Origin of the sequence: [Bacillus] enclensis (assembly GCF_001456935.1) — a bacterium.
GTDB classification, from domain to species: Bacteria; Bacillota; Bacilli; order Bacillales; family Bacillaceae_B; genus Rossellomorea; species Rossellomorea enclensis.
Map to the genome: position 1 here is coordinate 446,786 of NZ_KQ758482.1, position 15,277 is coordinate 462,062.

The following is a 15,277-nucleotide window of genomic DNA, read 5'->3' on the forward strand; positions in this document are numbered from 1 at the left end:
TATGGAAGGAAAATTATCAGTTTTTATTAATGGAATGGAATATGAGGCAGATCCAGGTCTGTCTGTTCTGGAATTTCTCAATTTAAAAAAAGTGGAAATTCCACAGGTCTGCTATCAAGAAAGCCTAGGTGCTATCGAAACCTGCGATACATGCATCGTTTCCATTAACGGAGAACTCAAAAGAGCCTGTGGTACAACACTTCAAGAAGCAATGGATATTAAAACAGAGCTTTCAAATGTGAAAGAAGCAAGATTCAAAGCAATGGATACCATTCTTGAAAATCACGAACTTTATTGTACCGTCTGTGAAAAAAACAATGGCGACTGCACCCTCCACAATACCGTAGCCCAGATGGGCCTCGAACATCAAATGAAGCCATTTGAACCAAAACCATATGAAAAAGATTTCTCCGGACAATTCTATCGTTATGATCCGGATCAATGTATCCTCTGCGGAAAATGTGTAGAAGCATGCCAGGATATCGAAGTCAACGAAACACTGTCCATAGACTGGGAACGCAAAGAGCCCCGGGTCATATGGGATAACGATGTCCCGATTGATCAATCCTCTTGTGTCAGCTGCGGTCAATGTGTAACCGTATGCCCGTGTAACGCTCTTATGGAAAACGATATGCTGGGAAAAGCCGGATATTTAACTGGCTATAATACCAGCCTGCTGCGTTCGATGATTGATATTACAAAAAATGTTGAAACAGGATACGGGCCCCTTTTCGCTGTTTCAGATTCAGAAGCCCAGATGAGGGATGATCAAATCAAAAAAACCAAAACCGTGTGTACTTATTGCGGAGTGGGTTGCAGCTTTAATGTCTGGACAAAGGGAAGAGAAGTGCTAAAAATGTCACCCACTGAAGAAGCACCTGCTAACGGAATTGCTTCCTGTGTGAAAGGTAAATTCGGTTATGGTCATGTGAATAGTGACAAACGTCTCAGTCGTCCTTTAATCCGTGAAGGAGATCATTTCAAAGAAGTCGAGTGGGAAGAAGCCCTCAATTATGTTGCAGCAAAGTTTAAGGAAATCAAAGAAAAGAACGGTCCTGATGCCCTTGGTTTCATAGCTTCTTCTAAAGCAACAAATGAAGAATCTTATCTTCTGCAAAAATTAGCAAGACAGGTGATTGGAACAAATAACGTGGATAATTGTTCCCGCTATTGTCAGTCTCCCGCTACGAAAGGATTATTCAGAACAGTCGGGTATGGCGGGGATGCAGGTTCCATGGAGGATATCGCACGTGCCGACCTTGTCATGCTGGTTGGGACAAACACAGCAGATGCCCATCCCGTCCTCGCTTCTAAGATCAAACGTTCTCACAAACTCTTCGGTCAAAAACTGATTGTAGCTGACTTGAGAAAACATGAAATGGCACGAAGAGCTGATCTATTTTTACATCCTAACCCGGGAACTGATCTCGTATGGTTATCTGCACTATCGAAATATATCATTGACCAGGACTGGCATGATAAAGATTTCATCCATAATAAAGTGAATGATTTCGATGAATATTACCAAAGCCTCGCTCCCTTTACTCTGGAATATGCTGAGGAAAGAACGGGAATTTCGAAAGAACATCTAAAGACTGTCGCTGAGAATATCCACAGAGCAGGTACAACAGCCATTTGTTGGGCAATGGGAGTTACTCAGCATCAAATCGGATCTGATACTTCCACTGCGATTTCAAACCTCCTTTTAGTTACCGGAAATTACGGAAAACCAGGAGCAGGGGCATATCCCCTTCGCGGTCATAATAATGTGCAGGGAGCAAGCGATTTTGGCAGTATGCCGAATACGTTCCCTGGCTACCAAAGTGTGGAAGATAATGAAATCCGCCAAAAATTTGAAAAGGCTTGGGAAACTGAACTTTCTAAGGATATCGGTATGGACAATCACGAAATGGTGGAGGAAATCCACGAAGGAAATCTTAAAGGATTGTATGTCACCGGAGAAGATATGGGAATCGTGGACTCAAACATTAACTATGTGACAGGCGCATTTGAAAAGCTGGAGTTTTTCGTCGTACAGGATCTTTTCCTTACAAAAACCGCAGAGTACGCCGATGTTGTTCTTCCTGCAGTCCCAAGTGTAGAAAAAGAAGGAACCTTCACAAATACCGAGCGTCGAATTCAGCGTATTTATAAAGCCCTTGATCCCCTGGGAGAAGCAAGAGCCGACTGGGAGATTTATTCAGGGATAGCTGAAAAACTCGGATTCAATTGGGGTTATGATTCCCCTGCAGATATCATGGATGAGGCTGCTTCACTGACTCCACTCATGGCTGGGGTTTCGTATGATAAATTAGAAGGGTTTAACAGTCTGCAATGGCCAGTACAAGAAGATGGAACGGATACACCTCTCCTTTATACAGATGGTTTTCATTTTGATGATGGGAAAGCCCGATTCTATCCCCTTGAATTTGAATACAATTACCCTGCAAAAAAAGGGCATGATTACCATGTGAACAATGGCCGGATACTTGAGCATTTCCATGAAGGAAACATGACCTCCCATACAAAAGGCATCCGAACCAAAGCTCCAGAACCATTCTTTGAAGTATCTGAAAAAATGGCTGAGGAACTTGAAATTGAAGAAGGTGCCTTGATTAAGCTTTCCAACGATAATGGGGAGAGCACTGGACGGGTGCATGTGACAAAGGAAGTCTTTGGAAAAGAATTGTTCATCACCTTAAACAGCGACGGGAAAAATGCGGTTAACTATTTAACCAGCAACAATGTGGATAAAGATACCGATACACCGGCTTATAAAGAAGTTCCTGCCAAAGTGGAAGTTCTCGAGAAAAAAGGGAAATCACCCATTCCATTTAATAATCACCGCTGGGCTACCAGGAATCCACAAATGGGACCTGAGGTTGACCGCAAATGGAAGCGAGAAGATTACGTTTTTCCAGGAAATGAGGTAGATCAGAATGGCTAAATCCATTGATAAGGTTGTCCGCCTAGAAGTTCCCAAAGAAAAAATCCAGGAGCAGAACCTGAATGAACTGATAGAAGCTTTGTCTGAAAATAAGAACTCCCTGCTAAAAGTCATTGGAATCATCAAACATATGGATGAGAACCGAAATCTCGATACATTGAGCGCCATGGTAAATCACCAGGAAGATATTCTTCATAATTTTTCAAAGGAAGCCAATAAAGACCAAAACGCGGCCATTCTAAACAATTTGGCCCGTATGACTGAATTGCTCGGCAGCCTGAATTTCGAAGGCATCGAAACGCTGAGTGTCCGAAACACCCGTAATCTAAATATAGGTAAGGAAAGACCACCTACCAAAAGAACCGGTTTTTTCGGATTGCTTGGTGCCCTTAGGGACCCGGCAGTACAGCGGACACTTACGATCATCATCTATATTTTGAGAGGTATAGGTAAAAACCGGGTGAAGAATGACAAGAAATAGGAAAGTTCAGCTCCCTCCTTTTACGGATTTCAAAGTCTTATTTTCACTAACCTAACCGACTACATTCGTAAATCGTGCCGAATAGAGGTCCACATCATATATATGACATATAGAATGGCGTGCAATCTGACAAAGATTTGACACGCCATTTTCCTTTTTTATTGATTTTTTGATGAGCCACGGGGACAGGTACAGTGGCTCTTCCTCATTCATCTTTTTAGTTCAAAAGAATCAGGGGGCCTGACCCACTGGTTCACGTTTAAGGTATTATTCAATATCGCTTGTGTACTTCTCAGGCAGTAACTCCATGACATTGCACTTCACTAACTCATCATTATACGAAATGATGACATCCGTATTTTTTCCATAATCACTGATTAACTCCCGGCACATACCACAGGGAGCGACTACCCAGCATTTTTCTATATCTTCGTGTGGATGAGGGTGAGCGACTGCTACGATCGTTTCAAATTCGTGGTCTCCTTCTGAAATGGACTTGCCGATCGCCATTGCTTCTCCGCACACTGTTATCCTTCCCACATTCGCTTCTACGTGAACGGCTGAAAAAACATTCCCGGTTGTTGTCCTGACTGCTGCACCAATATGATGCCGTCCATACCGATAATTCTTTTCTATCACGCTTTCTGCCTGCTTAATCAATTCATAGTCGTTATCTTCTAAAGGCCTTACTTTTAACATCATGATTCTCCCCTTTGGTAGTCCAATCTTTTCCTTCTTTTCAATAGTCCTGCACCTTAAACGGAACAAGACACATTGTTTACTACAAAATTTTAACATAAATTACCTATCCCTTTTGATTAATTTTAGAAAGAGCCACGGGGACAGGTGAAGTGGCTCTTTTAACTATCTCAAAAAAAGAACCACGGGACCTGTCCCCATGGCTCACAGTTTAATTATCCAGAAGTGATTCAAACAAAAAAACCTTTTCCCCAGCCCAGGGAAAAGGTTAATCCTACTCAATTAAACTTGGTAGAAAGGTGGACAACGACGGAATATAAGCTACCATTAATACAACGATAAGGATTAAAGTGAAGAACGGTACCAGATATTTAAGAGTATCTTTAAATCTCGCCTCAGCAATACCATTTGTGATAAAGAGAAGTACTCCTACAGGTGGTGTCACGCCTCCTATTATCAAACAGATTGCAACTACAGTGGCAAAATGGTAAGGGTCAAACCCACTTGCTGCAGCAATTGTTGCAAGAACTGGAATAAAGATAATCGATGCTGCGATGGTTTCGATTACACATCCAATGATTAAGAGAATAATAACAATTAGAAGCATGATCAGGTAAGTATTCGTTGTAAATTCACTCAGCCATGTCGAAATCTTCAAAGGCAGCTTTTCATTGGCCAGTATCCACCCAAAAATGGAGGCGGTCACTGCAATAAATAGAACCATTACGCTTGTATGAGTTGATTGTATGATCACTTTATACAAGTCTTTTAGATTTAGTTCCTTGTAAATGAACATACTTACCAGCAGTGAGTAAATGACTGCGACTACACTCGCTTCAGTAGCTGTAAAGAAACCTAATAGTATTCCCCCGATTATAATCACAGGGGCAAGCAATGCCCAAAATGCATCCAAGAAGCTCTTCCAGACTTCTTTTAACGTAGCCCTCTTTTCGTAAGGCAGGTTATATTTGATGGCACCAAGATAGTTTGTGATGATTAAACCTATGGCCATGATAACCCCTGGTATGGCTCCTGCTAAAAATAACTTGGAAATAGATAATCCCGTAAGTGATCCGTAAATGATCATGATGATACTTGGCGGGATGATCGGTCCAATGGCACCGGCACAGGCAGTCAATGCTGCAGCATATCCTCTTGGATACCCACGTCTGACCATAGATGGAATCATCACGGATCCAACCGCTGAGGTATCCGCTGATGCAGAGCCGGATATCCCTGCAAAAATCGTGCTGGTAAAGATCGTGGCATGACCAAGTCCGCCTTTAATATGACCTAATAAGCTATTTGCAAAACGAACAAGTCTGGTCGATATACCTCCATGCTCCATAATCGAACCCGCCAGCATGAAGAAAGGAATAGCAAGGAACGTAAAGCTATTCAGAGTATTAAAAATTCTAGGAATGATAAGCGATAGGGTTACATCCGTTGTAATGAGCAAAGTCACAATTGAAGATACTCCAATAGCAAACGCTACCGGCATTCTAATGACAAGTAAAATAATTAGAATACCAAACATGATTAAAAGCGTCATATACGTTCCTCCTTTCCTTTAATTAAATCCACCAGGTTCAATATCGTGTAAAAAAGCATCAATAAACCACTGATCGGTATTGCTAAAAATACATAAAACATAGGAATCCTCATGGAAGAAGACTTCTGAATCCCCATTACATTTGCTACCTCATATCCATATTTAATTAAAACAAAGATGAATGATAGCATTATGAGATGTACGAGAACATCCAGTACTCTGATTATATTTTTTGAAATTGATTCACTCAGTAAATCTACAACAATATGTTTTTTTTCACGTATGGCATAAGCTGATCCTATAAATGCAAACCAAATAAACAAAAACCTCATCGCTTCATCTATCCAGCTCATCGATATTCCTGCAAACCGGGTTACGACTTGTACTACTGCTAATAACGTAATGATTGAAAATAAGGTTACTAACAATACCCTAATGACTTTGTTAAATCCCTTTTCCAAGGTCTTCACCCCTTTTATTTTTAAAAAGGAAGACCAGCAAACGTTTGCTGGCCTATATTATTTATTGAAGTTCTTTAATTTCTTCTAACAGATCCGTCACTTCAATTTCTTTCGCGTACTCATTAACAAATTCCATGGCTGCTTTTTTGTAACTTTCTTTATCGATCTCGAGAGTTTTCAAACCCTCTTCTTCTAATTTCTCTTTATACTCAACATCTCTTTCCATGGCTAAATCTCTTCCATACAGGGCAGCTTCGCGTCCTGCTTCTTCAATCAACTTCTGATCTTCACTCGACATGCCTTCAAATACACTTTTGCTGATGTTTAATGACAGGACCGTGAAGATATGCTCTGTCGGCACTCGATAATCCACCACTTCATGCAGGGCTGATGAATGGATACTCTCAGCTGAACCTTCAAAACCGTCTACTACTCCAGTTTCAAGAGAAGTATACAAGTCACCCCACGGAATCGTACTGGCGGAAGCCCCCCATGATTGTACGGTCCTTAAATATTGGGGAGCATCAGGAACCCTTATTTTCAGGCCATTTACATCTTTAATTGAAGAGACTTCCTTATTCACTAACAAATCACGGAATGCAGAATCAACCCAACCAATTGATTTAATTCCAATCGCATCCAGCTCTTTTTCTAATTCCTCTGCAACAGGACTATCCAGTACCTTATGGACGTGATCATAATCTTTAAACGTGTAAGGTAAATCCAGCACCCCGACTTTAGGAGCGAAGTTTGATAGGACACCGGCATCATTTATTGTCATTTCAACAGACCCTACTTGAAGGGATTGAATCAATTCACTCTGTCCGCCCAGTTCACCTGAAGGGTGAATTTCCACAGTAATACGGCCGTCAGATTTTCCTTCAACAATCTCCTTGAATTTTTCAGTCACTGCAATAACTGAGTGGCTGGGAGGTAAGTGGGATCCTAAACGAATCGTCATCTCTTCCCCGCCAGAAGCGCTTGAAGCGGTGCCTGAATTCGTTTCCTGGTTACTACCATTACAAGCTGCAAGACCAAAAGACAAGATTACTAATGTGAAAATAATCATTATTTTCTTCACGTATTCCATCCCCTTTATTTAAAAATAGTTAATCTTTATGGATCAGTTGTAAGTTTGAAGTATTGTTCAGACTCACTCCAAACCCTGGTCTGTCATTCAGCTTCACTTTCCCGTTAACCGGGATCACTTCTCCTTCTAATAGCGGATAATACTGAGGGACCACTTCATCCGCTTTAGGGCTCATCACCAAGTATTCTGCAAAAGGGCTGTTTGTCTTTGTTACTACATAATGATAGCTATAAATTCCGCTGCCATGAGGAATGACATATTTTCCATATGATTCTGCCAGGTTCCCAATCTTAATTAATTCTGTTAACCCGCCGCACCAGCCAACGTCAGGCTGGACGATGTCCAAATCACAGAATTCCAGAAGCATCCGGAACCCGTACCGGGTAGCCTCATGCTCTCCTCCTGTTACAAGGATATTATTTGATGCCCTCTTCTTCAGATCTCTGTAGGCCCAGTAATCATCAGGATTAAAACACTCTTCTATCCATTTAAAACCGAGCTCATCAGATTTTTGCATCAGTTTTTGTGCATAAGGGAGGTCTAACGACATCCAGCAATCCCACATCAGCCAGAAGTCATCGCCTACCTTCTCTCTCATCGAAGCTGCGGTTTCCAGGTTCTTTCTGAGTCCTTCTTCCCCATCGGCCGGACCAAATACTAATGGAAGCTTCCCTCCGATAAACCCCATTTCTTTTGCCAGGTCAGGACGCGGCCCTGTCGCATAGCACGGAATTTCTTCACGCACTTTCCCGCCAATCATTGCATAAACCGGCTCCTCGCGAATTTTCCCCAATAGGTCCCATAAAGCTAAATCGACAGCTGATATCGCATTCATGACTACGCCTTTTCTTCCGTAATACATGGTAGACCGGTACATCTGGTCCCAAATTTGTTCAATATTTTCAACTGGCTGATCGACAATGAATCGATCCAAGTGGTTCATGACGATCCAGGCAGCAGGAACTCCCCCGGTGGAAATCCCCACTCCCACTTCACCATTGTCTGACTCAATTTCAACAACCAATGTCTTTAATGCATTTATTCCAAAGCTGGTTCTCGTCTTTTTATAATCCGGATAAATACTCATCGGAGTAGAGATTTGATTCACAATCCAGTGTTCTTCTTTCTGATCGTGATAATCTCCCCCGCCGCCGCTTGCTACATAAGCCCTTACTGCCGTAATTTTTCGCCCAGTCACACCCATGAGTTACCTCCTGAAAATTTATTAACTTAGAAAAATCTTGCTGTTTTCAACCCTGTTTCCGATGAGATCCAAGAAAGCTTGCTGACCTTCATTTAATTCCCGTTCTTGAGTCCACCCTTTTATATCAATCTTCGAATCTACGAGAAGATTCACTGCATCATGGAAATCTTGTTTCGTGTAGCAAAAAGAACCTAATACAGTAATTTCACTTCTTATGAATACATTTACAGGTAAAGGGGTTTCATCTATACCAAGGCCGATATTCATGATGACCCCTCCCGTATTCACGATACTGGCTGCTTGTGTACGTGTCGGCAGAAAACCGGCTGCATCAATGACTACATCGATTCCTTCAGGACCAGCCATTTCACTTAATTTCTCTTCAAAGCTTTCTTCATTTGGATTTAAAGTATGATTAAAACCGACATTATTCAAGGTGTTCAAACGATCATTGTTAATGTCTGCAATGACTACTTTTCTGGCTCCTAGAATATCTGCCACAAAACCACTTAACACTCCGATTGCACCAGCCCCATAAATCAACACATTTGAAAACGGATGCTGTGCCAAGGCCCTTCTGACCGCTCTTAAACAACAAGCTAAAGGTTCTGATAATGAGGCGGTATACGAATCTAAACTTTTAGGAACCTCTATGACCGAACTCGCCGGCACCACTACATATTCAGCAAATGCACCAGGCCGGTGGACACCGATGATTTGCCTGTTGTCACATAAATTCTCAAGGCCCCTCCTGCATTTTGGACAACTTCCACAACTGATCAAGGGATTTACAACAACCTTGGAGCCGATCAATACATTCTGCACCTCATCCCCCATTTCCTCGATATAACCACTGAATTCGTGCCCCATAATGAGTGGAGGTACGCGCAGACTGTTGTGACCCAGGAATCCTTCAATTTCCGACCCGCAGATCCCGACTACGTCAACCCTGATCAGCACCTCATCTTTTTTGCATTCCGGCATTGGGCGTTCTTCTACATCAATTTGTTTTGGACCATTCCAAGATAAGACTTTCATAGCTTTCCTCCTAGTTGACTACTTTGTTTTCTAATACTCCAATTGATTGAATTTCTATTTTGCAGGAATCACCAGGTTGTAAGAATATTTGAGGGTTGCGGAACACGCCTACTCCATGAGGGGTTCCAGTCGCGATGATATCTCCAGGTTGAAACGTAAACCCTTTTGATAGATAAGAGATGATGTGTGGAATGTTAAAGATTAGATGTTTTGTGTTAGAATCCTGAAGAGGTTCACCATTAACTTCCAATCTGATGTCTAGGTTGTGAGGATCTTCAATTTCATCTTTTGTTACAATGACAGGACCTAAGGGAGCAAATGTGTCATAGGATTTCCCACGTACCCACTGTACGTCCTCAAATTGTATATCTCGTGCGCTTACATCATTTAATATGGTATAGCCAAATACATGATCAAAGGCTTCTTCCTCCGAAATATTTTTCCCGGCTTTGCCTATGACCACGGCGAGTTCAGCTTCATAGTCAACCTGTTCTGAATCTGGAGGAAGCACGATGTCTTCTCCATCTGCAATAATGCAAGTCGCCCATTTTGAGAAGATCATTGGCTTCTTTGGAGGTTCTACATTTTGTTCGATACAATGATCCATGTAATTATTCCCTACACAAACCACCTTTCCAGGATTTGAAATAGGGGCTGCGATTGTCACTTCCTGAACAGGTACGGCACTGCCCTCTGTCTTGCTTGGATTTGTCTGCACCCAATCCCATATGTTGTGGATTGCAGTTTGATGGTTTTCAATCAGGGAAAGCATATCCCCTTCAATGGTGACGCTTTCATTTCTTTCAGCATTATAAAGTTCTGCAAGTTCTGCCAAACAATAAACCAAATCGTTTTCCAGAACTCCAATTTTCTTTTCATTTTTCACGTGATAAGTAAGTAGCTTCATCCTATCCCTGCTTTCATTTATTTATTTACAAATGATTGATTTGTAGACAACTTTTTTGCTAGCTTCATAATTTCTTCAGTAGCCATTTCCCGCTTTTCCTTCCAGCTATTTTCCAACATCGTAAAACTTACTCCCGCTGTGATCTGATTTTCTTGATTATAAATAGGGGCTGCTACACAACAAAAACCAATGGCTCCTTCCTGTTCTTCTGTAATAAAGCCGTCTTTTTTTGCTTTCACTAGTTGCTCCCATAGTTCATCAACGGTTTCCACCGTATTTTCTGTTTTCTTTTCAAATACTTTTTCAGGATACAACTCTACTAATTCTTCATAATTCAATTGTGATAAATTAATTTTGCCTATCGCTGAAGCGTAAGCTGGAAATTTCATACCGGGATCTGTTACTAAGCGCGCCGGTGAGCTCCCATCTTCCCTGGCTAAATAAAAAGTTTCTTTCCCTACCAACGTCCCCAGTTGAATATGCTCATCAACAATATTAATGGAATTCCTTGCTTCCAATGAAAAGGTTTCCAAAATGTCGTATTGGCTAAAATAAGCGGAACTATACGATCCCAATACTGGTCCTAATGTATAAAAATCCTGTTTATCTTTTTTAATCCAGCCTATCGTTTCGAGTGTGTTCAACAAGGAGTACATGGAGCTTTTATTAATATCTAACTTTTTAGAGAGATCAATTAATCTCAATTTGGAAGGGTGATTTGCAATTAACTCAATGATTAAATTAGCTCGTTCTAAAGCAGGGACCCAATACTTTTGTTTCATAAACCTTTAACCTCCATGGTTTATTATAATAAACCAAGTTTTATATATTAAACTTATAGGTAAATATTAACACAATTTTTAAAATTGTCAAACTTTTATTTTTGACAAAATCTATAGTCACCTGGTTAGAGAAAGCGGTTTTGTCGTATGTAATCTACATATTGGGCAATCCCGCGCTAATATAAGAAAAATGGATAATCCTACTAAACAAACACATACTACTTTCTGAGTAAACACATGTTTACATAAAAACAGCAGGAGGTAAGACGAATGAAAAAGAAAACATTTGCTTTCATGATGGCAGCATTCATGGTTTTCATGACAATGTCGAATGGAGTATCAGCTGTTGAAGGCGGGACTCCGGCAACCAAGGATATCGTCGACACTGCAGTGGAAGCCGGCCAGTTCAAAACACTTGCAGCCGCTTTGGAAAAAGCCGGTCTGGTTGAAACATTGAAAGGTGAAGGGCCGTATACGGTATTCGCGCCGACTGACACTGCATTCGCAAAGCTCTTGAAGAAATTAGGCATTACCGCTGATGAATTACTGGCAAGGGAAGACTTGAAGGACATTCTCCTCTACCACGTACTTTCCGGTAAAGTGATGTCGACAGATTTAAAAGAAGGCTCACAAGTGGAAACACTGGCCAAGAAACCAGTTCAGATTTCCCTCGATCCCGTCCGTGTCAATGATGCCAACGTGACTCAGGCGGATATCCAGGCTTCGAATGGGGTTATCCATGTGATCGATGAAGTTTTACTTCCAGAGTAAGTTTACTAAAAAACAGCCTGCCCAAAAATCCGATTACGGATTTGGACAGGCTGTTTTATTTATGAAAGTTCAGATGCGTGTTCCCGGCCGGGTAATCCTTGATTGATTAACCGACCCGAGCTCTAAAGTCTTTTTCAGAAGGGCAAACGTTGAATCAAAAGCTTTCTGGCAGAACGCTTTCGAATACGGATTGGCAAATCCATGCTCAGCGTCAAACAGATGAATGTCGATATTCTGATTCTCTTTCTTCTCAAGTCCCGTGATAAGAGGGTTTACATCAAACGACTTTTCCGTGCTTGAAAAGAACAATATTGTACGTGCAATTGGATTCACTTCAACATAGTCTCTTATCCTCGACCCATAGAAACACAGCACGCCTGAAACCCCTTCGTGCTCACTGCATAGCCAGGCAGCCGTGGCCCCGGCACTGAAACCAACTACATAAATGTTTTTATACTTCCCTCTTTTTCCCTCAATGGATTCCTTGATCTGTGATGCCGCTTTTTGAAACCCGACATACTTCAAAAAGGTGTCATAAACCTCTTCTTCACTTTCTCCCGCTGATATCCCCGATGGATATAAATTTGGACAGATGACATCAACCTCAAATTGATCGATCAAACTGGAAATATACCTCATATGCTGATTCACACCGTGAATTTCATGAACGAGAATCACGAGGGTATCGCTTTTCTTATCGGAAAGCATACTAAACAACCCCTTCTGAAATTAATTCGGTGCAGTACCTTTCAATCCGCTCACAAAACAGCTCTCATTGATTCTACACTATCCAAACCAAAGTGCATATGAAGGATCCTGGCAGCCTTTTCAACATCACTCCTGTCAACGAGCGCACTTATTCCCGCCGGGGATTCCCATATTAACTCCTTCGCAATATGGCAGTCATGAAAAATGTTTGTAACGTTCTCTTTTCCCTCATGGGAGTTAATGCGCCCGATCACAGAAATCTTTGATAGGCTTTCTTTCTCTTCTACAGAAGAATAGGCTTGATTATATTGACCAACGATTCTCTTTACTTCCCGAAAATCCTTATCTTTTACTATGAGGATCAGGGTGTCATTGAATTTAATGATTTCTGTCTCAATATGATGAGAATCGAGATCATAAAGAATCAGTGATTCTCCACCCCGGCAATCATGGATTTTTATAACAGAAATGTCTTTTTGGAAGGCAATTCCGAGAATACGGGCTTTTCTCTGTGTTCCTTCACTGATGACGGTTCCCAGTCCCTCATCCATACTGGAGCAAACCACAAGCGGCACAAGATGTTCCTTTGCATGTTTAATCGCTCTTGGATGCAGGACACCAGCTCCCATGGCAGCTAATCGCAGCATCTCATCATAGGAGAGGGTGTCGATTTTTGCTACCTGTGGAACGATTCGCGGATCCGACGTATACACCCCGTCTACATCCGTATAAATATCACACCTATCCGCTTTTAAAGCGGCGGCAAGAGCAGCTGCGGTTGTATCTGAACCACCCCTGCCTAACGTCGTTACTTCTCCTATATCTGTGATTCCTTGAAAACCGGCTACCACGACGATGCGTCCTTTTGATAGCTCAGATTTTATCCGATCGGTATTGATTGAGGTAATCTTGGCATTTCCGAATACCCCATTCGTTTGGATTCCCGCCTGTCTGCCTGTTAGGGATACGGATTCCAGCCCCCTTTGCTGCAACGCCATTGTCAAAAGGGAGATCGTCACCTGTTCACCGGTACTTAAGAGCATATCCATTTCTCTCTTACATGGCTTTGCAGAGAGTTCCCCAGCCAATCTAACGAGTGTATCTGTCGTTTTATTCATTGCTGATACTACTACGATAACATCATGACCTTTTTCTCTTTCCTTTATGACATGAGAGACCATTCGCTTCATCCGATCTGTCGTACCAACAGAGGTTCCACCAAACTTTTGAACAATTATACTCAATGATACCCCTACTTTCTTTTCAGACCTATTTTATTAATGCACTGCAGTTCCAGTCTTCACTTCATTTTCTAAGGGAATTTCCTTTAGAATAGGCACCGCCTGAATATGACACTGCGTCCGAAGCAGCGATTCCAGTGTCTCTTTCCTGCCTTCAACAAATACGTACAAGAAATCTCCAAGCTGAATATGATCCAGTAACGTGAACGATGGGAACCAGTTTTGATATTCATCCCCTTTACGGATTCTTAGAACCCATTGGTGTGTACGTTCAACAAGAACCTCCCCGGCCACCGCTCTGCTTTCGGCAGATGCAGTGTACTTCCTTTCGATTAACGAAAGAAAATCCTCTACCATTGCGCTGCCTGTAGGCAATTTTCCAGCTCCCGGACCAAGCAAGGTAATTCTTCCTACGAGGCTGCCCTTTAGCGATATCGCATTCTCTACATCCTCCACACCGTAAAAGGGATGGGTCTCGTGGACTAGGACGGGTGCTACTTCACCTTTGATGTGGTCGGCTGAATCTCGCCAGAGAGTACCTGCGTGCTTGAACCTTAATCGAAAAGATTCCGCTGCCTGAAGCCACTCTGCAGTTAAATGGGATATCCCTTTGCATTGAATATCATTCCAGTCAGGCTGCCGTCCAAAGGCTGTTTGACTTAAAATCAACAATTTATAGAACGCATCACGGCCTTCAATATCATTGTTCGGATCGGCTTCAGCGTAGCCCTTCTCCTGAGCAATCTTTAAAGCTGCATCAAAGGAAAGACCCCTGGTTCTCATTTGAGATAAGATGAAGTTGGACGTCCCATTCAAAATCCCTTGAATTTGCCGGATTTCATTCACCTTCAGAAGCTGTCTGATACTGCCGATCACCGGTATTCCTCCAGCTGTCGTTGCTTCAAATCCGACCGATACTCCGTTCCTTTTTGCTTTTTCCAATAGTCCCGGACCATGTTTCGCAAACATCGCTTTATTGGCGGTGATAATATGAATTCCCTTCTCAATGGCTTTTGTTAAATACGTATAGGTCGGTTCCTCCCCCACGATTGCTTCAAACATCACGTGGAGGTCCGGGACATCCAGGATATCTTGGAAATCCGTTGTGACGTGTATGGATGGATCAATGTCCCTCTCTTTTGCGGGATCTTTAATAAGGATGGCCCTTACCTTAACCTCTTTTCCCAGTACTTCCTTCAGTCTGTCCTGATGAGTATCGATTGCTTCACAAACCCCTTGCCCCACCGTTCCGAACCCGAGTATTGCCACATTAATCGTTGACATCATTCATCCTCCTTTTTATGATTTTCACTTTAAGCGCAGGATAGATTCATATGAGCGGAAAAGAAAGGGGTATACAGAAAAGCCCTCTTCTTATTAAGAAGAGGGCTAAATA

The 15,277-nt window shown here is 42.0% G+C and carries 14 protein-coding genes; 3 read left to right on the forward strand and 11 right to left on the reverse strand.

The window, feature by feature from the left end; all coding sequences use genetic code 11:
• The first annotated feature begins 1 nt into the window (after position 1).
• Positions 2-2,947: a formate dehydrogenase subunit alpha gene (gene fdhF, locus AS034_RS02155; RefSeq protein ID WP_058297342.1), complete on the forward strand. Its 2,946-nt coding sequence runs from the start codon at positions 2-4 to the stop codon at positions 2,945-2,947.
• Positions 2,940-3,428, forward strand: coding sequence for a helical membrane plugin domain-containing protein (locus AS034_RS02160; RefSeq protein WP_058297343.1), 489 nt, complete (start codon positions 2,940-2,942; stop codon positions 3,426-3,428). The genes fdhF and AS034_RS02160 overlap by 8 nt, the downstream gene beginning before the upstream one ends.
• Before the next feature lie 267 nt (positions 3,429-3,695).
• Here the strand turns inward: AS034_RS02160 and AS034_RS02165 are convergent, their stop codons facing one another.
• The 8 genes from AS034_RS02165 to AS034_RS02200 all read right to left on the reverse strand — a co-directional run bounded on the left by AS034_RS02165 (position 3,696) and on the right by AS034_RS02200 (position 11,161).
• Positions 3,696-4,127 (reverse strand): cytidine deaminase, encoded by a 432-nt coding sequence (locus AS034_RS02165; protein ID WP_058297344.1) that lies wholly within the window; start codon positions 4,125-4,127, stop codon positions 3,696-3,698.
• 274 nt (positions 4,128-4,401) lie between these two features.
• Positions 4,402-5,679, reverse strand: coding sequence for a TRAP transporter large permease (locus tag AS034_RS02170; protein WP_058297345.1), 1,278 nt, complete (start codon positions 5,677-5,679; stop codon positions 4,402-4,404).
• The gene (locus AS034_RS02175; protein ID WP_058297346.1) at positions 5,676-6,140 is read right to left on the reverse strand and encodes a TRAP transporter small permease; all 465 of its coding nucleotides are present in this window, start codon (positions 6,138-6,140) and stop codon (positions 5,676-5,678) included. Before AS034_RS02175 ends, AS034_RS02170 begins: the two co-directional genes overlap by 4 nt.
• A 61-nt stretch (positions 6,141-6,201) precedes the next feature.
• Positions 6,202-7,221: a TRAP transporter substrate-binding protein gene (locus AS034_RS02180; RefSeq protein WP_058297347.1), complete on the reverse strand. Its 1,020-nt coding sequence runs from the start codon at positions 7,219-7,221 to the stop codon at positions 6,202-6,204.
• Positions 7,222-7,249: 28 nt separating this feature from the next.
• Positions 7,250-8,434: an L-rhamnonate dehydratase gene (gene rhmD / locus AS034_RS02185; RefSeq protein ID WP_058297348.1), complete on the reverse strand. Its 1,185-nt coding sequence runs from the start codon at positions 8,432-8,434 to the stop codon at positions 7,250-7,252.
• 21 nt (positions 8,435-8,455) lie between these two features.
• On the reverse strand, positions 8,456-9,472 hold the full coding sequence (locus AS034_RS02190) for a galactitol-1-phosphate 5-dehydrogenase (RefSeq protein ID WP_058297349.1): 1,017 nt from the start codon (positions 9,470-9,472) through the stop codon (positions 8,456-8,458).
• Between the two features lie 10 nt (positions 9,473-9,482).
• Positions 9,483-10,379, reverse strand: a complete 897-nt coding sequence (locus tag AS034_RS02195) for a fumarylacetoacetate hydrolase family protein (protein ID WP_058297350.1) — start codon at positions 10,377-10,379, stop codon at positions 9,483-9,485.
• Positions 10,380-10,396: 17 nt separating this feature from the next.
• Positions 10,397-11,161, reverse strand: coding sequence for an IclR family transcriptional regulator (locus AS034_RS02200; RefSeq protein WP_058297351.1), 765 nt, complete (start codon positions 11,159-11,161; stop codon positions 10,397-10,399).
• Positions 11,162-11,431: 270 nt separating this feature from the next.
• Here AS034_RS02200 and AS034_RS02205 point away from each other — a divergent pair, with 270 nt between their 5' ends.
• Entirely contained in the window at positions 11,432-11,932 is a 501-nt protein-coding gene (locus AS034_RS02205) for a fasciclin domain-containing protein (protein ID WP_058297352.1), read from the forward strand.
• A 69-nt stretch (positions 11,933-12,001) separates the two neighbouring features.
• Here the strand turns inward: AS034_RS02205 and AS034_RS02210 are convergent, their stop codons facing one another.
• The 3 genes from AS034_RS02210 to AS034_RS02220 are packed head-to-tail and all read right to left on the reverse strand — an operon-like array spanning position 12,002 to position 15,165.
• Positions 12,002-12,640: a dienelactone hydrolase family protein gene (locus AS034_RS02210; protein ID WP_058297353.1), complete on the reverse strand. Its 639-nt coding sequence runs from the start codon at positions 12,638-12,640 to the stop codon at positions 12,002-12,004.
• A gap of 50 nt (positions 12,641-12,690) precedes the next feature.
• Entirely contained in the window at positions 12,691-13,884 is a 1,194-nt protein-coding gene (locus AS034_RS02215; RefSeq protein ID WP_058297354.1) for an aspartate kinase, read from the reverse strand.
• Positions 13,885-13,917: 33 nt separating this feature from the next.
• Positions 13,918-15,165: a homoserine dehydrogenase gene (locus AS034_RS02220; RefSeq protein ID WP_082641607.1), complete on the reverse strand. Its 1,248-nt coding sequence runs from the start codon at positions 15,163-15,165 to the stop codon at positions 13,918-13,920.
• Positions 15,166-15,277: the final 112 nt, after the last annotated feature.

Bases quoted from the DNA above. Each gene is read 5' to 3' on its own strand.
- AS034_RS02170 (WP_058297345.1), bottom strand. From the start codon at position 5,679: ATGACGCTTTTAATCATGTTTGGTATTCTAATTATTTTACTTGTCATT.
- AS034_RS02210 (WP_058297353.1), bottom strand. From the start codon at position 12,640: ATGCTTTCCGATAAGAAAAGCGATACCCTCGTGATTCTCGTTCATGAA.
- AS034_RS02190 (WP_058297349.1), bottom strand. From the start codon at position 9,472: ATGAAAGTCTTATCTTGGAATGGTCCAAAACAAATTGATGTAGAAGAA.
- AS034_RS02165 (WP_058297344.1), bottom strand. From the start codon at position 4,127: ATGTTAAAAGTAAGGCCTTTAGAAGATAACGACTATGAATTGATTAAG.
- rhmD (WP_058297348.1), bottom strand. From the start codon at position 8,434: ATGGGTGTGACTGGGCGAAAAATTACGGCAGTAAGGGCTTATGTAGCA.
- AS034_RS02205 (WP_058297352.1), top strand. From the start codon at position 11,432: ATGAAAAAGAAAACATTTGCTTTCATGATGGCAGCATTCATGGTTTTC.
- AS034_RS02160 (WP_058297343.1), top strand. From the start codon at position 2,940: ATGGCTAAATCCATTGATAAGGTTGTCCGCCTAGAAGTTCCCAAAGAA.
- AS034_RS02200 (WP_058297351.1), bottom strand. From the start codon at position 11,161: ATGAAACAAAAGTATTGGGTCCCTGCTTTAGAACGAGCTAATTTAATC.
- fdhF (WP_058297342.1), top strand. From the start codon at position 2: ATGGAAGGAAAATTATCAGTTTTTATTAATGGAATGGAATATGAGGCA.
- AS034_RS02220 (WP_082641607.1), bottom strand. From the start codon at position 15,165: ATGTCAACGATTAATGTGGCAATACTCGGGTTCGGAACGGTGGGGCAA.
- AS034_RS02195 (WP_058297350.1), bottom strand. From the start codon at position 10,379: ATGAAGCTACTTACTTATCACGTGAAAAATGAAAAGAAAATTGGAGTT.